The sequence below is a fragment of the Enterococcus casseliflavus NBRC 100478 genome, from assembly GCF_001544095.1.
GTDB lineage: Bacteria > Bacillota > Bacilli > Lactobacillales > Enterococcaceae > Enterococcus_D > Enterococcus_D casseliflavus.
This window is the reverse complement of record NZ_BCPT01000018.1, coordinates 12,300-34,442: the sequence shown is the minus strand read 5'-3', so window position 1 is coordinate 34,442 and position 22,143 is coordinate 12,300. Positions and strand designations below refer to the sequence as shown.

General features: G+C 42.8%; 20 protein-coding genes. 16 read left to right on the top strand and 4 right to left on the bottom strand.

What is annotated here, in order from left to right; genetic code table 11:
- Positions 1-27: 27 nt before the first annotated feature.
- From ECA1_RS13805 to recO, 7 genes are all read left to right on the top strand, one after another.
- Complete coding sequence (locus tag ECA1_RS13805) at positions 28-477, top strand: GatB/YqeY domain-containing protein (protein WP_005225841.1); 450 nt, start codon at positions 28-30, stop codon at positions 475-477.
- 171 nt (positions 478-648) lie between these two features.
- Positions 649-1,623: a PhoH family protein gene (locus tag ECA1_RS13800; RefSeq protein ID WP_005225842.1), complete on the top strand. Its 975-nt coding sequence runs from the start codon at positions 649-651 to the stop codon at positions 1,621-1,623.
- Positions 1,624-1,644: 21 nt separating this feature from the next.
- On the top strand, positions 1,645-3,846 hold the full coding sequence (locus ECA1_RS13795; RefSeq protein ID WP_005225843.1) for an HD family phosphohydrolase: 2,202 nt from the start codon (positions 1,645-1,647) through the stop codon (positions 3,844-3,846).
- Complete coding sequence (gene ybeY, locus ECA1_RS13790; protein ID WP_005225844.1) at positions 3,846-4,322, top strand: rRNA maturation RNase YbeY; 477 nt, start codon at positions 3,846-3,848, stop codon at positions 4,320-4,322. Before ECA1_RS13795 ends, ybeY begins: the two co-directional genes overlap by 1 nt.
- Entirely contained in the window at positions 4,306-4,695 is a 390-nt protein-coding gene (locus ECA1_RS13785) for a diacylglycerol kinase family protein (RefSeq protein ID WP_016610244.1), read from the top strand. Before ybeY ends, ECA1_RS13785 begins: the two co-directional genes overlap by 17 nt.
- A gap of 34 nt (positions 4,696-4,729) precedes the next feature.
- Positions 4,730-5,629: a GTPase Era gene (gene era / locus ECA1_RS13780; RefSeq protein ID WP_005225846.1), complete on the top strand. Its 900-nt coding sequence runs from the start codon at positions 4,730-4,732 to the stop codon at positions 5,627-5,629.
- 93 nt (positions 5,630-5,722) lie between these two features.
- Positions 5,723-6,496 (top strand): DNA repair protein RecO, encoded by a 774-nt coding sequence (recO, locus tag ECA1_RS13775; RefSeq protein ID WP_005225847.1) that lies wholly within the window; start codon positions 5,723-5,725, stop codon positions 6,494-6,496.
- On the opposite strand, the gene ECA1_RS13770 is transcribed toward recO, so the two are convergent.
- Positions 6,490-7,296 (bottom strand): AraC family transcriptional regulator, encoded by an 807-nt coding sequence (locus tag ECA1_RS13770; RefSeq protein WP_005225848.1) that lies wholly within the window; start codon positions 7,294-7,296, stop codon positions 6,490-6,492. The genes recO and ECA1_RS13770 overlap by 7 nt on opposite strands.
- A gap of 121 nt (positions 7,297-7,417) precedes the next feature.
- On the opposite strand from ECA1_RS13770, the gene ECA1_RS13765 reads away from it, so the two are divergent.
- From ECA1_RS13765 to glyS, 5 genes are all read left to right on the top strand, one after another.
- On the top strand, positions 7,418-9,430 hold the full coding sequence (locus tag ECA1_RS13765; protein ID WP_060792788.1) for a beta-galactosidase: 2,013 nt from the start codon (positions 7,418-7,420) through the stop codon (positions 9,428-9,430).
- Positions 9,430-11,187, top strand: coding sequence for a glycoside hydrolase family 35 protein (locus ECA1_RS13760; RefSeq protein ID WP_060792787.1), 1,758 nt, complete (start codon positions 9,430-9,432; stop codon positions 11,185-11,187). The genes ECA1_RS13765 and ECA1_RS13760 overlap by 1 nt, the downstream gene beginning before the upstream one ends.
- A gap of 298 nt (positions 11,188-11,485) precedes the next feature.
- Positions 11,486-11,725 carry a hypothetical protein gene (locus tag ECA1_RS13755; protein ID WP_015509542.1) on the top strand — a complete coding sequence of 80 codons (240 nt, stop codon included), beginning with the start codon at positions 11,486-11,488 and terminating at the stop codon, positions 11,723-11,725.
- Positions 11,726-11,740: 15 nt separating this feature from the next.
- The gene (gene glyQ, locus ECA1_RS13750; protein WP_005225852.1) at positions 11,741-12,652 is read left to right on the top strand and encodes a glycine--tRNA ligase subunit alpha; all 912 of its coding nucleotides are present in this window, start codon (positions 11,741-11,743) and stop codon (positions 12,650-12,652) included.
- Between the two features lies 1 nt (position 12,653).
- Complete coding sequence (gene glyS, locus ECA1_RS13745; protein ID WP_034868511.1) at positions 12,654-14,726, top strand: glycine--tRNA ligase subunit beta; 2,073 nt, start codon at positions 12,654-12,656, stop codon at positions 14,724-14,726.
- A gap of 145 nt (positions 14,727-14,871) precedes the next feature.
- Here glyS and ECA1_RS13740 read toward each other — a convergent pair whose 3' ends face one another.
- Both ECA1_RS13740 and ECA1_RS13735 read right to left on the bottom strand, forming a co-directional pair.
- Positions 14,872-15,549: a response regulator transcription factor gene (locus ECA1_RS13740; protein ID WP_060792786.1), complete on the bottom strand. Its 678-nt coding sequence runs from the start codon at positions 15,547-15,549 to the stop codon at positions 14,872-14,874.
- An 18-nt stretch (positions 15,550-15,567) separates the two neighbouring features.
- A complete protein-coding gene (locus tag ECA1_RS13735; RefSeq protein ID WP_060792785.1) occupies positions 15,568-16,713 on the bottom strand; it encodes a sensor histidine kinase in 1,146 nt (381 codons plus the stop codon).
- Between the two features lie 244 nt (positions 16,714-16,957).
- Between ECA1_RS13735 and ECA1_RS13730 the strand changes: the two genes are divergently transcribed.
- Genes ECA1_RS13730 through ECA1_RS13715 form a run of 4 tightly spaced genes read left to right on the top strand, consistent with a single transcriptional unit; the run spans position 16,958 to position 20,621 of the window.
- A complete protein-coding gene (locus tag ECA1_RS13730) occupies positions 16,958-18,187 on the top strand; it encodes an efflux RND transporter periplasmic adaptor subunit (RefSeq protein WP_060792784.1) in 1,230 nt (409 codons plus the stop codon).
- Positions 18,171-18,845, top strand: a complete 675-nt coding sequence (locus ECA1_RS13725) for an ABC transporter ATP-binding protein (protein WP_060792783.1) — start codon at positions 18,171-18,173, stop codon at positions 18,843-18,845. Before ECA1_RS13730 ends, ECA1_RS13725 begins: the two co-directional genes overlap by 17 nt.
- Entirely contained in the window at positions 18,842-20,047 is a 1,206-nt protein-coding gene (locus tag ECA1_RS13720) for an ABC transporter permease (RefSeq protein ID WP_060792782.1), read from the top strand. Before ECA1_RS13725 ends, ECA1_RS13720 begins: the two co-directional genes overlap by 4 nt.
- A gap of 16 nt (positions 20,048-20,063) precedes the next feature.
- A complete protein-coding gene (locus tag ECA1_RS13715; RefSeq protein ID WP_236596055.1) occupies positions 20,064-20,621 on the top strand; it encodes a hypothetical protein in 558 nt (185 codons plus the stop codon).
- 58 nt (positions 20,622-20,679) lie between these two features.
- On the opposite strand, the gene rlmD is transcribed toward ECA1_RS13715, so the two are convergent.
- The gene (gene rlmD / locus ECA1_RS13710) at positions 20,680-22,056 is read right to left on the bottom strand and encodes a 23S rRNA (uracil(1939)-C(5))-methyltransferase RlmD (RefSeq protein WP_060792780.1); all 1,377 of its coding nucleotides are present in this window, start codon (positions 22,054-22,056) and stop codon (positions 20,680-20,682) included.
- Positions 22,057-22,143: the final 87 nt, after the last annotated feature.

Below are 22,143 nucleotides of genomic sequence, written 5' to 3'. Positions count from 1 at the left end.
ACTGTTTTGAGAATTGGAGCTGGTAGTGTGACACTACTAAGTACACTGAATGATGACATGAAGACAGCGATGAAAGCCAAAGACAAGGAAACCTTGCAGGTGATCCGCATGTTGAAAGCATCAATTCAAAATGAGCAGATCAAAAAAGGTTCTGACTTGAATGAAGAAGAAGAGTTGACCGTTTTGTCTCGTGAGATGAAACAGCGTCGTGATTCTTTAAATGAGTTTGAGAAAGCTGACCGAAATGATCTAGCAGAGAAAGTCAAAGTTGAAATTGCAGTTGTTGAAAAATATTTGCCAGCACAACTCGATGAAGCGGAAATCCGCCAAATCGTCGCTGGAGCGATTGAAAAGACTGGTGCTTCTTCTTCCAAAGAATTTGGAAAAGTGATGGGTGCTGTAATGCCACAAGTTAAAGGCAAAGCAGACGGCAATCAAGTCAATGCGATCGTTAAAGAATTATTGGATCAAATGTAAGCTCACGCCGCAAGTATGGATGACATGCTTGCGGCTTTTTTTTCTGATTTCGAAAACTTAAAAAAAGCATAAGGACAAGCGGAAACGACTGTTGTGCTTGATAAGTAATTTTTCTTTTTTCCATCTTATGTTATTATTAATAAGAACGCCAAAAAAGGAGCTGTAACATATTTGACAGACAAAACAATAACGATCGAGATAACACTTAGTGAAAACGATGACGTTCGTTTATTATTAGGTGCCCACGATAAGAACATCAAAATTATTGAAGACTCCACAGGAACGGTCATTCACACTCGTGGTGAGCTGATCCAAATCGTAGGAGAAACTGAAGCCGCTGAAAAGGCACAATCCGTGATTCGGGCTTTGCAAGAGTTGATCAAACGAGGCATCAATATCAGTACCCCTGATGTGATCACTGCGTTGAATATGGTGAATAAGGGCAGTCTTGATTATTTCAAAGATATGTATGAAGAAGAGATCATCAAAGACCGTAACGGCAAACCGATCCGAGCGAAAAATGCTGGGCAAAAAAAATATATCGAAGCCGTCCGTAAACATGATGTAGTGTTTGGTGTCGGCCCCGCTGGAACCGGAAAGACCTTCTTAGCAGTCGTAATGGCAATTGCAGCTCTAAAGAAAGGCCAAGTGCAAAAAATCATTTTGACACGTCCCGCCGTTGAAGCAGGAGAAAATCTTGGATTCCTACCAGGAGACTTGAAAGAAAAAGTTGATCCTTACTTACGCCCCGTTTATGATGCGTTGTATCAAATTTTTGGGATGGATCATACGAACCGTCTCATGGAACGAGGCGTCATTGAGATCGCACCATTGGCATATATGCGTGGACGTACGCTAGAAGATGCCTTTGTCATTTTAGATGAAGCGCAAAATACGACGATCGCTCAAATGAAAATGTTTTTGACCCGTTTAGGATTCAACTCTAAAATGATCGTCAATGGCGATACCAGCCAGATCGATTTGCCAAAAGGGACTTTAAGCGGCTTGATCCACGCCGAACGGACGTTACAAGAGATCCCTAAAATTGCTTTTGCTAATTTTGAAGCAGGAGATGTCGTGCGGCATCCAGTTGTTGCCGAGATCATTCGCGCATATGAAGAAGCAGATCTTAAAGACAAGCGCTGATCGTCTTTTAGGAGGAGAACTATGATCATTCAACCACTACGGAAATTTAGAGAAAGACTTGGGAAATTCTATCTACCAGTTTTGATGTTCCTTTTCTTTCTTTTTTCGATTGGTATCATGTACACCAGCGTCAAACAAAACAATGTCGATTATAGCGAAGGTCAAGTGGCGGAAGAAAATATCCGTGCCAATAAAACGATCGAAAATACCGCTGCGACGGAACAAAAACGTAAACTGGCTGCCGAAGCTGTACCACCAGAGTACACGTATCAGGATACACTGGCGCAAACGCAGCATGATCGTATCGATCATTTATTTGACTTAGTTGCTTCAGTCAAAAAATCAGTGGATGAAGCCCATGAAAAAAAAGTGGCTGAAGCCGATGAGGATGAAAATATCCCTAAACCTAGTACAGATGAATATATCGCAGCCTTAAAACAAGAATTTGAAAAAATGAGTGATGATGAACTAGATTTTTATCAGTCATTTACCAATAATTTTTTGACGACGATGTTCTCATTAAGTGATGATGAATTAAATACAGTGCGTACCTATGCGCTACAATTAATAGATGAACAAATGGCGAAACAGATTCGCCAAACGGAATTAAGTACGTTCCGTTCTGAGGCGGAAGATAAGATCCAGTTCTTAGATGTTAGCTCAGACATGGCTTCTGTCTTACGTTTCTTAGTCAATCAAGGAATCGTCGTGAACGATATCCCAAATGAAAAACGGACAGAAGAAGCACGGCAAACCGCCATGGATGCTGTTCCTCCAGTGATGATTTATCAAGGAGAGATCATTGTCCGTGAGGGCTCGCAGATCGATGCCAATGCCCTAGAGAAGCTGCAGCTTTTAGGAATGACTAATCAGACCTTTTCTGTTTTTCCATTGATCGCTTTAGTGTTAGCAACAGTCTTACAGATGCTGATGGTGTTTTATTACACGAAACAGACGAAAGACGTGGAAAAACGGATGAATGCGGTCACGTTTTATATTTTGGCAATGGCATTCAGTATTTTGATCATGAAGTTTTTCCAACTTTTCCAATCTGAATTAGTGACCTTTATCCCGCTGTTTTTCCCAGCTGCGTTTACACCATTGATCCTGAGTATTTTCTCCAGCCGTCGTTTGGGGATTTTGTCTGCGATTTTCCAAGTAATCAGTGCACTCTTTATTTACTTTGATTCTAGCGGAACCAATTTGTTGACGACCGTCTTAGTCACCTATTTGTTCTCTGGCTTGATGGGAACGATGATCAAGCGTGCCCGCATCGCTAGTCAAGGGAAAACGGCAGTAGCGTGGGTGATCGTCTTTCCGCTCTTACTGAGTTTTGTGCTGGTGATTTTCCAAGGAATGGATTTTGCTCGCGGGAACACTTGGACCACGATCATTTGTGGTTTAGCAGGCTCTCTCTTAAGCTATTTGCTAACGATGGGACTACATCCTTACATCGAATTGTTGGTGACGGATGAGAGTATGATCGTGTTAAATGAATTGAGTAACCCGAATCATCCATTGTTAAAACAGTTGCTGGAAGAAGCGCCAGGAACGTATCATCACAGTATGATGGTTGCCAATCTTAGTGCCAATGCCGTTGCCGAAATCGGCGGGCAAAGCTTACTGACTCGTGTGGCTTGTTATTACCATGATATCGGCAAGGTCAAACATGCCAATTTCTTCGTAGAAAATTTACCTGCTGGTGCCGAAAACCCGCATAATTTCTTGTTGCCTGAAGACAGCAAACAAATTATCTTCGGTCACGTGATCGATGGGGCGGAAATTCTCGAAGAAGCCAAAATGCCGCGCATGGTGATCGACATTTGTCGTCAACACCATGGCACGACCTTGATGCGTTATTTCTACGTGAAAGCCAAAGAGCGTAATCCCGAGGTGACGGAAGAAGATTTCCGTTATCCTGGTCCAAAACCGCAAACACGAGAAGCTGGCGTTGTGAGTATCGCGGATAGTTGTGAAGCAGCTGTTCGAGCGATGGAAAATCCAACAAATCAAAAGATTCAAGAATTTGTTGCAAATCTCATCAATGATCGGATCTTAGACGGTCAACTGGATGAAACAGGCCTGACTTTGAAAGAAATCCGAATGATTGAAAAATCACTGGTCAACGGACTTTGCAGTACCTTCCATTCACGGATCAAATATCCAAAAATGAAGTCGGAAGCAGAGAAAATGAAAGAAGAACAAGAAAGAAGAGAGCGCTAATGGAGATTACCTTTTTAGATGAGACAAATTCAGTGGGGGAAACCAAGATCAAAGAGATCGAAGGACTGTTGCAATTTGCTGCAGGACATTTAGAACTTCCAGAGGATACAGAAATGTCCGTCACATTTATGGACAATGCGGCGATCCAAGAAATCAATCGGGAGTACCGCGGCAAAGATATGCCAACAGATGTCATTAGTTTTGCCTTTGAAGAAGAAACAGACGAAGAGCTGTCGATCATTTTTGACGAAGCCCTTGAAGAGCTGCCGCGTGATCTTGGAGATATTATGATCTCCATTGAACGAGCGAAAGAACAAGCTGCTGAATACGGGCACACCTATGATCGGGAGCTGGGTTTCTTGGCGTTACATGGTTTCTTGCATATCAATGGCTATGATCATATGACACCTGAAGATGAAAAGGAAATGTTTGGACTGCAAAAGGAAATACTGGATGCCTATGGACTCAAAAGATAAGAATATTGGGAAAAACAAACAATTTATTTCGTCGATCGAATTTGCTTTCACTGGTATAAAAACCGTCTTTAAAGAGGAACGCAATATGCGTAAACATGTTGCACTAGGAATCGTTGCGATCATTGCGGGCTTTATTTTCCGTTTGAGTCAAATGGAATGGCTCTGGTTGCTGCTAGCTGTTTTCTTAGTCTGGATCGTTGAGATCATCAACACCGTCTTTGAAAACGTAGTAGATATGTTTACAGATTTCCATTTCCATCCTATCGGAAAAAAAATCAAAGATATGGCAGCTGGTGCCGTGCTGATGACCGCAGTTTTTGCGTTAGTCGTCGCAGCGATCATCTTCTTGCCAAAATTGCTGCAGCTCTTCTGATGCGCACCAAAACACAAGATAAAGGGGAACAACAATGACAACACACAAATCAGGCTTCGTTGCGATCGTCGGGCGGCCAAATGTTGGGAAATCAACACTACTAAATCGAGTCGTAGGACAAAAAATCGCGATCATGAGTGACAAAGCGCAAACGACCCGTAACAAAATCCAAGGGGTCTACACGACGGATGACGCACAGCTGATCTTTATCGATACACCAGGGATCCACAAACCCAAACACCGTTTAGGCGATTTTATGGTTGAAACCGCCTATAGTGCACTGCGAGAAGTTGACGTGACGCTATTTATGATCAGTGCGGACCAAAAGCGTGGCAAGGGCGATGATTTTATTATCGAACGATTGCGCCAAAGTCAGACACCGGTTTTCCTCGTGATCAATAAAATTGATAAAGTCCATCCAGATGCCTTATTGGCAATTATTGAAGACTACTCCTCACAAATGGACTTTGCTGAGATCGTACCGATTTCCGCAACAGAAGGCAATAATTTCGAAACGTTAATGAAGCTACTGATCGATGAAATGCCAGAAGGGCCTCAGTACTTCCCAGAGGATCAAATCACGGATCATCCAGAATACTTTATCGTTTCTGAATTGGTGCGGGAAAAAGTCTTGCTACTGACCAGAGATGAAGTACCTCACTCAGTAGCGGTCGTGGTTGACTCCATGAAACGAGACCACAATGACAAGGTGCATATTCAAGCGACGATCATTGTCGAACGTGACAGTCAAAAAGGCATTATCATCGGCAAAGGCGGAAAAATGCTGAAACAGATCGGTACGAAAGCTCGTTTAGACATTGAACACTTGTTAGATGACAAAGTCTTCTTGGAATTATGGGTAAAAGTGCAAAAAGATTGGCGCGACAAGCAAACATTCTTAACGGATTATGGCTATCGCAAAGATGAGTATTGATGACTTGCAGATCAAACATAATCTGTTTTAATGAAGAAAAACTGATGCAGTTAGCGAACTGGATCAGTTTTTTTAAAGAAATGGGGTGCGACGATGAATCTTGTTGAAACAAAAGGAATCTTACTTTTTTCAAAAGACCATAAAGAAAAAGACAAGCTAGTCAAAATCTTTACGGAATCTGCTGGGAAGCAAATGTTTTATGTCAAGGGTGCCCATCGGAAAAACAACCCCTTGGCACCAGCGCTGCTCTCCTATACTGAAGCCACCTACATGGGAACCATCAAAACGGAAGGCTTGTCCTTTTTAAACAATGCCAAAGACATCCATCCTTTTCGTACGATCCAAAGTGATATTTTTATTGCTGGTTATGCAACCTACTTATTGAATTTGGCTGATTCTGCTATTGATGATCGGGTCTATGACCCACATCTATACCAATTTTTACATGAGGCCTTGCAATTAATGGATCAAGAAAACGACGCAGAGATCATCACCAATATCTTTGAGATCCAGATTTTGCACCGTTTCGGGATCACCCCGAATTGGACCCATTGTGCGATCTGCGGAAAAACCGACGGTCGGTTTGACTATTCCTCAAAATATAGCGGTATTTTATGTGAACAGCACTGGGGGATGGACGAACGTCGTTATCATGCTGATTCTCGGGCGATCCATTTTATTCGCTTATTTTCGCAAATATCCTACGAGCAGATTGCTTCAATCAAATTAAAGCCAGAAACGAAAGCCGCGATCCGACGAGTGATTGATTTATTATATGATGAATATGTGGGCATTCATTTAAAAAGTAAGAAGTTTATCGATCAGATGGGGCAATGGCAAGACGTCTTAAAACCGAAAAATCAATGATAGAGTTGGCGAAACTTCAATGGAGTTAAGCCGACTCTTTTTTTGAATAATGCAGTAAAGTGACTTGCATCTTGAAACCCCACTGCGAAGGCAGCTTGTTGAATAGGCAGATCTGGCTGTGCCACCAAAAGCTCTTTGGCTCGGGTCATGCGGTAGTTCAATAAATATTGTGCAGTAGATTGCCCCAAAAAACGTTGGAACAAACGTGAGAGATACTGTGGTGACACATAGACGAGCCCTGCTAGTTCTTTGATCGTGATCGCCTGATCGTAATTCGTTTCGATTTCTTGTATAACGGGAACCAGATATTGTTGGAACAGCGGGTGTTTTTCTGTTGGATTCCCTGAGCGTTCTTGCATGATCGCCAATAAAAAGCGGTAACATTCGCTAGAAGCCCGTAGCGGGTCCCAACTGATTTGTTGGTCTTCTTTGATCCGTTGATTGATCCAGGTGACATAAGAAAAGGTTTCTGACTCTTCAGCTAATATATAGGGCTGATTCGTGTACTGCTTTAACACCTCAGCTGCCAAAGGGCCTTGGAATGTGGCGAAGGATGTTTTCCAGTTAGTCAATGGATAATAGCGATGGGGCGTAAAAGGAAAAATCAAAATGCCTTCATTCGGACGTAAGATAAACGATTCCTGACCAAATGTGATTCGGCCTTCCCCTTGCTCGGTTTGCAGCCAATGGAAGTAGGGATAGCCATCAGGACGAGCGACGTCATCTTGCGCCCAATCGTTGCCGATGCTTTCCAGAGATAAAGGCAGCTGCTGATTGGTTTGATAAAAGTAGATAGGCATAGTGTACCTCCGTGTTTCGAAAAGTTATAAAATAGTGTTTCATGTATTATACTACAACAGAATGAAAAGCCTTACAATAAGAGAGTAGAAATCATTTTATTTTAAAGGAGCGTTCACTTACATGACAAAATTTTTTGATAGAATTCTATTTGGCGGCGATTATAATCCAAATCAGTGGCCGAAAGAGATTTGGGAAGAAGACATTCGGATCTTTAAAAAAGCAAGTATCAATAGCGCGACCGTCAATGTTTTTTCATGGGCAAAGATCCAACCCTCTGAAAATTGTTATGATTTTGAGGAATTGGATCAAATCATCGAAAAATTAAGTACGGAAGGTTTCGACATCGTCTTAGCCACTTCCACAGCTGCTTTGCCAGCTTGGATGTTTAAGAAGTATCCAGAAGTCGCTCGCACCGATTATGATGGACGCCATCATAAGTTTGGGCAACGGCACAATGCCTGTCCCAACAGTTTGGTTTATCAAAAATACGCAGAACGCTTGGCAACGAAATTAGCCGAACGTTACGGCGAAAATCCACAAGTGACTTGTTGGCACATCAATAATGAATACGGCGGCGAATGTTATTGCGACAACTGTGAAAAAGCGTTTCGTGTCTGGTTAAAGGATAAATATCATACGATCGAAGCACTGAATAAAGCCTGGAATATGGAATTTTGGGGGCATACCGTGTATGAATGGGATGAAATCGTGCTGCCAAATGCGCTGTCAGAAGGAATAGGCTATGACAAGACGGCATTTGCAGGAATTTCTATTGACTACCGGCGGTTCAACTCGGATAGTCTTTTAAAAAACTACATGATGGAGCGGGACGCTATTCGGAAAATCGATCCCACAACACCGATTACAACGAATTTGATGGGAACCTTTAAAGGACTGGATTATTTCAAGTGGGCAAAGGAAATGGACCTTGTTTCGTGGGATAATTATCCATCGTACAATACGCCATGGAGCTTAGTAGCCATGACCCATGATTTGATGCGCGGGTTAAAACAGCAACCCTTTATGCTGATGGAACAAACACCTTCCCAACAAAACTGGCAGCCTTATAATTCATTAAAAAAACCAGGACAGATGCGGGCGCAAAGCTATCAAACGATTGCTCATGGGGCAGATACGATCCAATACTTCCAATTGCGACGTTCCATTGGTGCTTGTGAGAAATTTCATGGTGCGGTCATCGAACATGTCGGTCATGAAGACACGCGGGTTTTCCGAGAAACAGCAGCTCTTGGGGCTGAATTAGCGCAGCTTTCAGACATCATTGGCACGCAAACCCAAGCACAGGTTGCTGTGATTTTCGATTGGGACAATTATTGGGCATTAGAATATACGAGTGGTCCAACCGTTGACCTGAAATATGTGGAACAGATCCATCGCTACTATCGCTATTTTTACGAACAAAATATTGCGGTCGATTTGGTTCCCGTGGATGCTGACTTATCAAAATACAAGCTAGTCGCAGCTCCGGTTCTGTACATGATCAAAGAAGGGATGCAAGAGCGGCTAACTGATTTCGTTAAGCAAGGTGGTGCTTTACTTACAACGTATATGAGTGGCATCGTTGATCAATCAGACAATGTTCACTTAGGCGGTTACCCTGGCCCCTTGCGGGAGTTAGCTGGCATCTGGGTGGAAGAAATCGATGCATTAGCCCCAGAACAATCAAACGGGGTTTCGTTAGTTAATGAAGAACTTACAGGAACAAGTAATTTAGTCAGCGATTTGATCCATTTAGAAAACGCCGAAGCGCTAGCGCATTACACGAGCAATTTCTATGCAGGAATGCCGGCAGTGACCAAAAATACATTTGGCGATGGAACCGTCTATTACTTTGGTGGACAGTTGGAAGATCAGCTGCAAGATCAGCTTTTCAAAACGATCGTCAAAGAGACCGATATTTCCCCAGTGATCGAGGAGGCAACAAAACTAGAAATTGCCTGTCGTGAAAATGAAGAGGCGAAATTTTTCGTCATCATCAATTTCCACGAAGAAGCACAACCGCTGCCAGAAATGTTTGTTGGAAAAACGGATCTTCTGACGGGTAAGGTTCTTTCTTCAGAAATGATGCTGACGCAATACACCACCTATATCGTCAAAGAGGGGCGTAACTGATGCGAACTTTTGCTATTGAAGATGACTTTTATTTAGACAACAAGCCTTTTAAAGTGATCTCTGGAGCGATCCATTATTTTCGTGTCGTTCCTGAATATTGGCAAGATCGCTTAGAGAAACTACGTTTGATGGGCTGTAATACCGTCGAAACCTATGTTCCTTGGAATCTTCATGAAGCACAGGAAGGTGTCTATCAATTTGATGGGATCCTTGATTTGCGGCGATTTATCCAAACGGCACAAGAAGTAGGGCTTTATGTCATTTTGCGACCAGCACCTTATATTTGTGCGGAGTGGGAATTTGGGGGACTGCCTTATTGGCTATTGCAAGATCCTATGATGAAGCTTCGGTTTGATTATCCCCCATTTATGGAAAAAATCACTCGTTATTTCGCCCATTTGTTTCCACAAGTGCGGGATCTGCAGATCACCCAAGGCGGTCCGATTATAATGATGCAAGTAGAAAATGAATACGGCAGCTATGCCAATGATAAAGAGTATTTGCGGAAAATGGTGGCTGCGATGCGGCAGCATGGTGTAGAAACGCCGTTAGTGACCTCCGACGGACCTTGGCACGATATGCTAGAAAACGGCAGTATCAAAGACTTGGCATTGCCTACGATCAACTGCGGCTCCAACATCAAGGAAAACTTTGAAAAACTTCGAAGATTTCACGGAGAAAAACGGCCACTGATGGTCATGGAATTTTGGATCGGCTGGTTTGATGCCTGGGGTGACGACCAGCACCATACGACCTCAACACAAGATGCAGTAAAGGAATTGCAGGATTGTTTAGCATTAGGTTCTGTCAATATCTATATGTTTCATGGCGGGACCAACTTTGGCTTTATGAACGGGTCAAACTATTATGAACGCTTAGCGCCGGATGTCACTAGCTATGATTACGATGCCTTGTTGACAGAATGGGGAGAACCTACTGCCAAATACCAAGACTTCAAAAAGGTGATCGCTGACTATGCGGAAATTCCTGAGTTTCCCTTGAGTATGAAAATTGAGCGAAAAGCTTATGGAACATTCTCAGTGAAAGAACGAGTCTCCTTGTTTTCGACGATCGACACGATCAGTCAACCGATTATAAGTAATTACCCGTTATCGATGGAAGCCTGCAATCAAGCGACAGGTTATATCTATTATCGCTCACTGATTGGGCCTGCTCGGAAGATTGCCGACTACCGTCTGATCAATACGATGGATCGTGCCCATACGTTTATCAACCAGGAACTTTTGCGCGTCGATTACGATCAAGAAATCGGTCAAACCTACAGTTTCGATTTATCAGAATCAGAAAACGAGTTGGGGATCTTAGTGGAGAATATGGGGCGGGTCAATTATTCCGTAAAAATGAACCATCAGCACAAAGGCATCAAAGACGGTGTGATCATCAATGGTGCCTTCCAAAGCAACTGGGAAATCTATCCCTTACCGATGGATAATTTGCATGCCATTGATTTCCAAGGAAAATGGCAAAAAGGACAACCAAGTTTCTCACGCTTTGAATGTGCTTTTGATGAATGTGCAGATACTTTTATCGAATTGCCAGGCTGGGGTAAAGGGTTTGTCCAAGTCAATGGTCATACGATCGGCCGTTTTTGGGAAAAAGGACCGCAGCAGCGCTTGTACGTCCCAGCACCGTTTTTAAAAATCGGAATGAATGAGATCATCGTTTTTGAAAGTGATGGGAAAATCGCTGATGAGATCGTCTTTCATGATCAGGCGGATTTAGGTCCAGAAGCATAAAAGTTCAAATTAATCATTGACAAACCCTAGCTTCAACTACTATCATAAGGGTAATCGAATCCGTGCTATGATCGGAAGAAAGAAAGAAGACCATTCCATGAAGCGAACTTGGGAGAGTGAAAGCCAAGTTGGAACCTTATTTCGCAGGCGTCCGTGAGCATGATCAATGAAGCTGCCGACTTGTCGGAAGTAGGGTGGAACCGCGAATTTATCGTCCCTATATCTATACAAAGTGTATAGATATAGGGACTTTTTTATGTTTCACACCAAGAATAGTCAAAAACAAAGGAGGGTTTTTATGTTATTTGATATGACGATTCCAGCAAGTGCGTTTACCGAAAAAAAGCTCAAAGTATTAGCAAGTATTCCACTGCAAGTTCGCCTTTTAAAGGATGAACAGCTTTTACATGAATTTACAACGAGTCCAGACCAAATGCTTTACGACTTATCGGATGTTTTAGAAGCAGATGTCGTGGTCGAAGTGAAATTGATCCCTGGATCAGTTGTCGAATTTTATCCTGTCGTCAATGCGTTATAAGAAAGGAAGAAAAAGATGAGTAAACTAACTGTGCAAGAGATGATTTTGACCCTGCAAAAATTCTGGTCCGAAAACGGCTGTATGCTGATGCAGGCCTATGATACAGAAAAAGGGGCTGGGACCATGAGCCCATACACATTTTTACGTGCAATCGGTCCAGAACCATGGAACGCCGCTTACGTAGAACCTTCTCGCCGTCCAGCTGATGGCCGCTACGGGGAAAACCCAAATCGTTTGTATCAGCACCACCAGTTCCAAGTCGTGATGAAGCCTTCTCCTGAAAATATCCAAGAGCTTTATTTAGAAAGCCTGCGTCTTTTAGGGATCGATCCATTAGAACATGATATTCGTTTTGTCGAAGATAACTGGGAAAATCCTTCAATGGGTTGTGCAGGTCTTGGTTGGGAAGTTTGGTTAGATGGGATGGAGATCACTCAGTTTACTTACTTCCAACAAGTCGGCGGCTTAGCATGTAAGCCAGTGACATCAGAAATCACTTACGGCTTAGAACGTCTAGCATCTTATATTCAAGAAGTTGAAAGTGTCTACGATCTTGAATGGTCTGCAGGTGTCAAATATGGTGAGATTTTCCGCCAACCTGAGTATGAACATTCAAAATATTCCTTTGAAGTCAGTGACCAAGACTTGCTTTTAGGGAACTTCGATCGTTTTGAAAAAGAAGCAAAACGCTGTATCGATGAACGCTTAGTTCATCCAGCTTACGACTATATCTTAAAATGCAGTCATACCTTCAACTTGTTGGATGCTCGTGGTGCAGTCTCCGTCACTGAACGTGCTGGGTACCTCGCACGTATCCGTAACATGGCACGTCAAGTAGCAAAACTATTTGTAGCAGAACGGGAAAACCTCGGTTATCCATTGCTTGATCCAGAAGTTGCGCAAAAACTGATTGAGGAGGGAAAATAAGATGGCACAAAACCTATTATTAGAAATCGGCTTAGAGGAATTACCTGCGCATGTCGTAACCCCAAGTATGAAACAATTACAAGAAAAAACGGCAGCTTTCTTAGATGCTCATGCGTTGCCTTATACAACGATCGAAGCCTATTCCACACCTCGCCGCTTGGCTGTCTATGTCACCGGTATTCCTGAAAAACAAGCGGATACGCAAGAAGAGGTCAAAGGACCAGCGAAAAAAATCGCGTTAGATGATGCAGGCAATTGGTCGAAAGCAGCTCAAGGGTTCGTTCGTGGACAAGGATTGACAACCGATGACATCACCTTCCGTGAATTAAAAGGTGTTGAGTATGTCTATGTAACGAAACATACCCAAGGTCAACCAACCGTTGAGGTATTGAAAGGATTGCAGGAAGTAATCACGAGTTTGACGTTCCCAGTAACGATGCACTGGGCAGACTACGATTTTGAATATATCCGACCAATTCATTGGATCGTAGCACTCTTTGGTGAGCAAGTCATTCCTTTCCAAATCCTTGATATTGTTACCGGTCGCGAGTCAAAAGGTCATCGTTTCTTAGGTGAGGCGGTCACGTTTGATCATGCGGACGACTATTTGGAAAAAATGAAGCATCAATTTGTCATCGCTGATCCAAGCGAACGTCAACAAATGATCACCGCACAAATCAATGCGATCGCTCAAGAAAACAACTGGCGGATCGATTTAGATGAAGACTTACTAGAAGAAGTGACAAATCTAGTTGAATACCCAACAGCCTTTGTAGGGGACTTTGAAGAAAAATATCTTTCTGTCCCTGAAGAAGTATTAGTTACTTCTATGAAAGAACATCAACGTTACTTCGATGTCCGCACCCTTGACGGAGAATTGCTGCCGCACTTCATCTCTGCCCGCAACGGGGATGCTGTGAAAATCGATAATGTTATCAAAGGAAACCAAAAAGTCCTGACCGCTCGTCTAGAAGATGCTGAGTTTTTCTACAATGAAGACAAAAAGCTGACCATTGACCATTGCGTAGAAAAACTTAAGCAAGTCACCTTCCACGAAAAAATCGGCAGCTTATATGAAAAAATGCAACGTGTCGGACTAGCAGCGCAAATCATCGGGAAGACCGTTGGTTTAACACAAGAAGAACTGACCGACCTTCAACGGGCAGCTCAAATCTATAAATTTGATTTAGTGACCAATATGGTAGGGGAATTCCCTGAGTTGCAAGGGATCATGGGGGAAAAATATGCCCTGATCCAAGGAGAGAAACCAGCAGTTGCCCAAGCGATTCGTGAACACTACATGCCGATCTCAGCAGAAGGCGAGCTGCCACAATCAAAAATCGGGGCTGTTTTAGCGATTGCGGATAAATTAGACAGCTTACTTGCTTTCTTCGCTGTTGATATGGTTCCAAGCGGTTCAAACGATCCTTATGCTTTACGCCGTCAAACCTACGGGATTATCCGCATCTTAGCTGAAAAGCGCTGGTACTTCCCATTTGCTCAGTTGCAAGAAGAAATTCGGGAAGCCATTAATGCTCAACCAGAAGTTTTTGGGATTCAACTTGCCGCTGGTCAAGAACAAGTGACCGATTTTGTGAAAGGTCGTCTGCGTCAATTCTTACTCAGCAAAAATACGCGTCATGATGTCATCGAAGCTGTCTTAGGCGCACGTCAAGCAGACATCAGTACGTTGTTTGAAACGGCTCAAATGTTAAGAGAACATCTGCAAGACACCGACTTCAAACCATCGATGGAAGCTTTGACACGGGTGATCAATTTAGCGAAAAAAGCCGAATTGGATCAAGCAGCAATTGATCCTGCCTTGTTTGAAAACGACTCTGAAACTGCCTTGTATGAAGCGGTCTTAACAGTAGAGGACAAGTTCCCACATCAAACGATGGAAGAAAACTACCAAAGCTTAGTGGCACTGCGCCCATTGATCGAAGCTTATTTTGATCAAACAATGGTCATGGTGGAAGATGAACAGATTCGCCGCAACCGTTTTGCCTTGTTGGATAAAATCGCGAAGATGAGTCTGGCAGTGGCTAGTTTAGATGCTTTGATTACGAAATAAAAAAAGCTTGCAGTTGCACGTTTCTAAATAAAAAAAGCTGGAACTGAAAGAATCAGTTCTGGCTTTTTTCTATGTTTCTCGATTTACTTGTGTTCAGTCCCAAGAAAACCGTCCTTTTCGTACAATGAAAGGACGGTTTTTGGTGTTAAATTTTATAGCCGATCCCCCAAACGGTTTTGATATAAGAGGACTTCTTGTGGGTATCGTGCATTTTTTCCCGAAGGTTTCGAACGTGGACCATGATGGTATTATTGGAAGACGTGTAATATTTTTCGCCCCAAACCTCTTGAAACATTTCCTCAGAGCTTACCACTCGTCCTTTTCGCTCCATCAATAATTTTAAAATGGAAAATTCGATCGGCGTCAGGGAAAGTTCTTCTTCTTGCAAGAAACATTTTCGCTTATTGACATCTAATTCCAACTCCCTCACGATCAATTTGTTTTGATCTGAGCCGTTGTATTGAGTCGAGCGGCGTATCTGAGCTTTCACCCGAGCGATCACTTCCAACGGACGAAAGGGCTTGGTGATGTAATCATCGGCACCAATTGTCAAACCAGTGATCTTATCGATCTCCTCAGATTTAGCTGTCAACATAATAATTGGGTAATGATGCTTTTTGCGGATGATTTTACACAGGTCAAAGCCTGTGATATCTGGCAGCATGACATCAAGAATCGCCAAAGAAAAGCTGTTTTGCTCGATCTGTACCTGAGCCTCATTCCCATCTGCACAAGTGATGACAGAAAAATTTTCGTTTCGTAAATAAAAGGCAATCAAATCTGAGATTTCTTTTTCATCTTCAACTAAAAGTATCTTTTCCACTCGTATTGACCTTCCTTTTCAGTTAACTGACTTTCTAGTTTTTTCATGTTGATTTATCGCTAAAGGCAATGTGACGATCATTTGAATCTCATTGTTCTTGCTAGCAGCTCGGATCGTTCCCTGATGCGCCAAAATAATTTCTTTGGCGATCGCCAATCCGAGACCTGCTCCACCTGTCTTGGTTGAACGAGCTTGATCCAGACGATAAAATTTTTCAAATAATGCCTCCAATTGTTCTTGTTCGATCGGCTCACTTTGATTCGCTAGGATAAAAGTTGCTGCTTGTTCGTCCACGGTTAGCTGCATTGTGATCGTGGTTTGATCAGGCGCATAGGCAATGGCATTTTTTAACAGATTGTTTAACACTCGCGCCAACTGTTCACTATCGGCTTTTAATTTCAAGCTCTCTGGTCCAGAGTAGCAGATGGTTTGTTCTTTTTCTTTCAGCAGCGGATAGAATTCTTCTTGGATTTGCTTCAGTAAGAAGACGAAATCAAGTTCCCGTTGATACAATTGGATGTCTTGCAGATTAAAACGGGTGATGTCGAAAAATTCATTCATCAGCGTTTCCAAACGCTCAGACTTTTCTAAAGCAATCGTCAAGGATTGCGTCATTTGTTCATTGGTCAAGTTTTTCGTATCCAACAATAGGTTGAGATAGCCGATCACTGAAGCTAAGGGAGTCTTTAAGTCATGCGCCAAATAGGTGATCAAGTCCTTGGTGCGCTGTGTTTCTTCCTTTAAAAGAGCCTCATTGCGGTTCATCGAATCTTTTATTTTTAATAATTCATGATCGATCGCTAGGCTGCCCGTCGAACTTGCTTCCGATTGAGAAAAAAAGAGCTGAATTCCTTCGGCGATCCTTGCAATTTTTTTCCTTGAAACATAACGATAGATAAAATAGCAAATCAAGGTAACGGCAAAAACGAGAAAGAGGGAGAAAGCCAAGAACAATTGTTTAACAGGGCGCCAGTCGACAAATGTACCAAGGATCATCCCGCCTTCGCCATCACTTGATTCCACAACTTCCTGTAAAACGAGGTTTGAAAAAAAATTATCCAGCACCATTTGAATGAGTCTCGTTTCCTTTAATAGCCATAAGGCTCCTACCAATAAGAAGAAGCCAACCAGAAAAAAGACAAATGAAGAATATTTACTACGCATGAAACAGTCCTTTCTAACTCGTTCTTGATTCTTTCTTGATTATAGCAAAGAGGAGTAGGAGCGAATAGCTAATTCTTCTTAATAATTCTTCATATTAATAAAAAAAGAATGGAAAAATTCTATTTTCTTAAGAAATCTTCAGTAGATATTAAGAGAAACGTTCAAAACGGAAATTGATTCAATGGTTAAATAAAGGTGGTCATTCGATTAACCAATCAGGAAGGTGAGATGTTTGAGAAAGCATATGAACAAATCAAAAAAGAGTTTCATGATCATCAGTAGTTTACTGATTATCGGCAGTTTAGGCTGGACGAGTACCTGGGGGATTGCTCGTCGTGAAGAACCTTCCATCACTCAAATAACTTTGCAAGATCTGCAACCGAGAGCAGATTTTTACTTAGTAGGAGTCGTTGAACCAGCAAGAACGGTTGAAGTCAAGGTGGATAGCTCAAGAGGATCAGTTGTTGAGAAAAAAGTAGAGGCAGGGGATCAAGTCAAAGCAGGGCAAGCTCTTTTTGTTTACTCTAACCCTGAGGGGGCTTTGGCCATTAAAGAAGCAGAACAGGCGACGGCAAATCGCTCGAGAGCTGTGGAACAAGCAAGACGGCAAACGAATCAAAAATGGGAACAATACAATAAGGTCACGAATCAGCTGGAGGAGACGAAACAAAAAATTGCCAGTGCGGAAGAAGAGGACAAAGAAGGGCTGGAAGATCGTAAAACCGATTTGGAAATGCAGCAAAGTCAATTACTGCTAGAAGCGCAAAACTTGGAAAGCAGCATTGGCGATGCCGAATTAGAGCTGGAACGGGCAGAATTAGAACTACGTTCAGTCAAAGATCAACATGGCTCAGACGTCGTGGAAGCCGAAATTGATGGAATCGTTAAAGACGTGGACGAACGACAAATGAATCGAAGCGCAAGTGAAGCAACTCCAGAGAATCCTTTTATGACGATCGTTGATACCAGTCGGCTCTTTTTAAAAGGGACTGTGGATGAATTTCGCCGCAATCAACTTGAGCCTGGTCAAAAAGTTGAACTTAGAGACCGTAATGGCGGCAGTCAGCGATGGACTGGAAAGATCACCCGAGTTGGGGATATGAAAGAGCCTTCGGTAGTGGTTGAAGAACAAGGCGCAAATCCCAATTTGTCGCAATTTAGTTTTGAAGTCGTTTTAGACGAAAGTGAAGAGCCACCTAGTATTGGTATCCATTGTTTTGTAGAACGCATTGAGGAAGAGCAAACCGCGATCAAGCTGCCCAAATCGTTCGTGTTTTATGAAGAAGATAGGCCCTTCATCTACGTCGTTGAGGACCATAAAATCAGTAAACTATCCGTGGAAATCATGGAAGATGAAACGGATGAAGCCATGTATCTGTTAGAAAGTGAACTGGATATGCAAGTGGCGCTCGTCTTCCCAACAGTTCGGATCCAAGAAGGAATGGATGTGAGACCAAATGATCCAACTGATTGATGTCTGCAAAACGTTCCCACAGGGCACTAGTGAGATTCACGTTTTGAAAAAAATCAACTTAACAATCAATGCTGGCGAGTTTGTTTCCATCATGGGCCGATCGGGATCAGGCAAGTCGACCTTGATGAATATTATTGGCTGTTTAGACACGCCAACAACGGGCAGCTATCTACTTGATGGTAAAAATACCAGTCAAATGAGTGAAGATGAACTGTCCGAGATCCGCAATCAAAAAATCGGCTTCGTGTTTCAAAATTTTGAACTGTTGCCCAAACTATCCGTTTTACAAAATGCTGCCTTACCGCTCTTGTATGCTGGTGTCAATCAGGAAGAACGAACGACTCGAGCAATTCACGCTTTAGAAAGTGTCGGATTGAGGGATCGGATCGATTTTAGGATCAATCAGTTGTCAGGGGGGCAAAAACAACGAGTAGCGATTGCTCGGGCATTAGCAGGAGAAGCAAATGTGATCTTAGCGGATGAGCAAACGGGTTCTTTAGATACCGCTAATAGTCATGAGATTATGGCGCTATTTACTAAGCTGAATCATCTAGGAAAAACAGTGGTTTTGATTACCCACGAACAAGAAGTCGCGGACTATGCAAAGCGGCAAATCGTCATTAAAGATGGTGAAGTTGTTGAGGAGGGCACAAGATGACCGAAAATATTCGCTTAGCCATTCAAGCAATCTACCAGCATCGTTTGCGTTCCTTGTTGACGATGCTAGGAATCATTGTCGGGATTGCCTCCATCATTTCCATTGTGAGTATCATCAACGGAAATACTGAGAACATGAAAAAGCAGCTGATTGGTGGTGATACTAACTCGATGCGGATCGAATATGACGCCAGAAGTGCTTTTTTAGCGGGCGAAAGCGGCAGAAATGATCGTTTGCCTGATTACGCCCCGCAACTATCAGAAGGAGAGCTGCAAAAGTTGCTGACCATTGATCACGCCAAGAACGTTAGCTTGTTCTATGAAGCCAATCTGACAGTTTTCCAAAGAGACCAGCAAACCGATACGACAGTGCTAGGCATGGATGGCGGGTTCTTTGAAATTTTGCCCCATACGATCCTTGCTGGCAGAGCAATGACTGAAACCGAATTGCAGACACAAAAACAAGTTGCGGTGATTACGAAAGATTTGGCGGAAATTTTTTTCTCCTATCGTGATCCTATCAATCAACTGATCGAAATCAATGGGACGCCCTTTCGCATCGTTGGCGTAGCTGTTTCTGACACGGAGCAACTGTCAGGAAAATATGTCTTCATCCCTCGAGGCAGCCAAAGTTTCGTCGAAGGAAAGCTCAACCAAAGGCCAACAGTGCTGTTTCAGGCAACGAATGCGGACGTCTTAGAATCAGCAGTCGTCCAAGCCAGCCATGAATTGACCAAGAGTATTCCGCCTTCGGATTTTGTTTTTTCCATCCGCAACTATGATGAAGTGCAGAAAATGACCGATGATATCAATCGATCGAATATGATTTTACTGGGGGGAATTGCTAGCATTTCCTTACTCGTCGGTGGGATCGGTGTAATGAATACGATGCTGGTCAGTGTGACAGAGCGTACCAGAGAGATCGGTTTGAAGAAAGCATTGGGTGCCAAACGTAAAGTGATTTTGCAGCAATTTTTGACAGAAGCAATCGTTTTATCGGTGATCGGCGGGCTGATTGGCATCTTCGTCGGTCTGTTGATCAGTCTTATCGCTTTGCGTCTGTTAGAGTATCCGATGACGATCTCATTGTTATCCATTTTGATCAGTGTGTCATTTTCAATGCTGATCGGTACTATTTTTGGTTACTTGCCCGCTTATAAAGCGTCGAAATTAAAACCGATCGAAGCATTACGCTATGAATAAAAGGAAGGTGTTTTTTATGATAAAAAAACAAACAGCAATTATTTTGTTTGTGGCATTACTTAGTGGTTGCGGTGTTGCTGCGAATGACCCACAGACAAACAACGACAACGTACCCATCAACAACCAAATCAATACGCCGCAAGCGCAAACACAATCGAGTCAAAGTGGAGACGAGACGCAAAATAATGACGATCCAACCGATCAGACAAAAGCGCAACAAGTGACTCAGACAGATGCAGAGCGAGCGAATGAGGAATTGGCACAAGCAGATGAAACAGGCATTCTTGTATCTATGGATGGGGATCATTTTGAACTAGAGATAACCAATTTTTCTACAAGAACTGAAGGGGATGAGGAAATCGATATCGCAATATCTTCAGAAGAAAAACTCAAATTTACGATTACTAGCGAGACTGAGATAAAAGTAATTCTATATGATGCACAATCGCATAATTCTCGAATCGTGGAGGGGTCACGTGCGGATCTGCAGCTTGAACGATCGGTAAGTCTTTATGGGCAGCGAGTAGGGGATACCTTTATTGCCACGAAAGTCCTCGTCTTACAAATCAATTAAAAGGCAACGAAAACAATATTCGCCTGACAGATCACAAGATGATTTGTCAGGCGAGTGTTTATTTTCTGGTCAATTTTACCACTACTTCGCAGCGGGCGGTTTGTGGAAACATATCTACTGATTGCAGATATTTTACGTGAAACACTTTGGCTAATTGGACCAAGTCTCTTGCTAAAGTAGAAACATTACAAGATATATAGACCATCTTCTTCGGTGGTTGTTTCAGCAAAGCTTGCAATAATCGTTCATCCAAGCCTGTCCTTGGCGGATCAACAATAATGCTATCAGGTTTGAAGCCTTCATTAAACCATTTTGGTAAGAGCTCCTCAGCAGTTCCCGTTTCATAATGGGTATTTTGGGCACCAATGCGGCGTGCATTTTCTTGGGCATTTTCAATTGCTTGAGGAATAATGTCCATGCCGCGGACTTCTTTGGCATAAGGAGCCACGCTCAACCCAATCGTTCCCACACCGCAATAGGCATCAACGACTGTTTCATTTTTGCTCAAGTCAAGGGCTTTTAACCCTTCTTGATACAAGATGCTGGTTTGCTGTGGATTCAGCTGGAAGAATGCGCGGGCGGACAAGTCGAAGGTCAGTTCATTCAACCGTTCTTCGATCGCTTCTTTGCCCCAAAGATGAATCGTTTCCTCTCCCATGACGACGGACGTTTTTTTGTTTTGCACATTTTGCATGATGGAAACGACTTGCGGCAAGCGCTGATTGATCTCGCGAATCAGCGCATTTTTTTGCGGCAGTTTGACAGAGTTGGTAATAAACACGACTTGAACTTCGCCAGTCGCGATCCCGATACGAACCATCAATGTCCTTAGAATCCCGCTGTTTTTGCGTTCATCGTAAATCGGGATCTGGTATTTATTCAACAATTGGACGATGCCGTTGATCACTTTTTGCGTATCTTGTTCTTGTACGAGGCAATCATCAATGGCGACTAAGCGATGAGACTCCATTTCGTATAAACCCGCTTCGATTCGTTTGGTTTGACTGTTGTAACGCAATTGAAATTGTGCTTTGTTGCGGTAATGCCAAGGAACATCCATGCCTAAAGTATCCCTTAGTTCAAACTGTTGGTAGCCTTTTGGCTTAAATTTTTCAAGTGCCTGTTTCAATAGGTCTTTTTTGAAGTCTAATTGTTTGTCGTAGACTAAGTGCTGCAATTGGCAGCCGCCGCACCGGTCGTAAAACTTGCAGGGTGGTTGGATGCGATCGCTGCTTGGCTTGATGATTTTGGTCATCTTAGCTTCAGCAAAGCGGGGAGATGCTTTGGTGACTTCGGCAATGACCTGTTCCCCCGGTAGAACACGGGGAACAAAGATGATCAACTTTTTGTAATACCCAATGCCTTCTCCGTTGATCCCCAAGCGTTTGATCGTTAGTTGTAGTTTTTGTCCAAGCTGGACTTGTGTATTTGCCATGTGAACTCCTTAAATAAAATAGTCAGTTCATTTTACCACATTTTTTCAGCTTGATTAGAAGGAATTTCATCGTAGTTGTGGTAAAAT

Bases quoted from the DNA above. Each gene is read 5' to 3' on its own strand.
- ECA1_RS13795 (WP_005225843.1), top strand. From the start codon at position 1,645: ATGATCATTCAACCACTACGGAAATTTAGAGAAAGACTTGGGAAATTC.
- ybeY (WP_005225844.1), top strand. From the start codon at position 3,846: ATGGAGATTACCTTTTTAGATGAGACAAATTCAGTGGGGGAAACCAAG.
- ECA1_RS13785 (WP_016610244.1), top strand. From the start codon at position 4,306: ATGGACTCAAAAGATAAGAATATTGGGAAAAACAAACAATTTATTTCG.
- era (WP_005225846.1), top strand. From the start codon at position 4,730: ATGACAACACACAAATCAGGCTTCGTTGCGATCGTCGGGCGGCCAAAT.
- recO (WP_005225847.1), top strand. From the start codon at position 5,723: ATGAATCTTGTTGAAACAAAAGGAATCTTACTTTTTTCAAAAGACCAT.
- ECA1_RS13770 (WP_005225848.1), bottom strand. From the start codon at position 7,296: ATGCCTATCTACTTTTATCAAACCAATCAGCAGCTGCCTTTATCTCTG.
- ECA1_RS13765 (WP_060792788.1), top strand. From the start codon at position 7,418: ATGACAAAATTTTTTGATAGAATTCTATTTGGCGGCGATTATAATCCA.
- ECA1_RS13760 (WP_060792787.1), top strand. From the start codon at position 9,430: ATGCGAACTTTTGCTATTGAAGATGACTTTTATTTAGACAACAAGCCT.
- ECA1_RS13755 (WP_015509542.1), top strand. From the start codon at position 11,486: ATGTTATTTGATATGACGATTCCAGCAAGTGCGTTTACCGAAAAAAAG.
- glyQ (WP_005225852.1), top strand. From the start codon at position 11,741: ATGAGTAAACTAACTGTGCAAGAGATGATTTTGACCCTGCAAAAATTC.
- glyS (WP_034868511.1), top strand. From the start codon at position 12,654: ATGGCACAAAACCTATTATTAGAAATCGGCTTAGAGGAATTACCTGCG.
- ECA1_RS13735 (WP_060792785.1), bottom strand. From the start codon at position 16,713: ATGCGTAGTAAATATTCTTCATTTGTCTTTTTTCTGGTTGGCTTCTTC.
- ECA1_RS13730 (WP_060792784.1), top strand. From the start codon at position 16,958: ATGAACAAATCAAAAAAGAGTTTCATGATCATCAGTAGTTTACTGATT.
- ECA1_RS13725 (WP_060792783.1), top strand. From the start codon at position 18,171: ATGATCCAACTGATTGATGTCTGCAAAACGTTCCCACAGGGCACTAGT.
- ECA1_RS13720 (WP_060792782.1), top strand. From the start codon at position 18,842: ATGACCGAAAATATTCGCTTAGCCATTCAAGCAATCTACCAGCATCGT.
- ECA1_RS13715 (WP_236596055.1), top strand. From the start codon at position 20,064: ATGATAAAAAAACAAACAGCAATTATTTTGTTTGTGGCATTACTTAGT.
- rlmD (WP_060792780.1), bottom strand. From the start codon at position 22,056: ATGGCAAATACACAAGTCCAGCTTGGACAAAAACTACAACTAACGATC.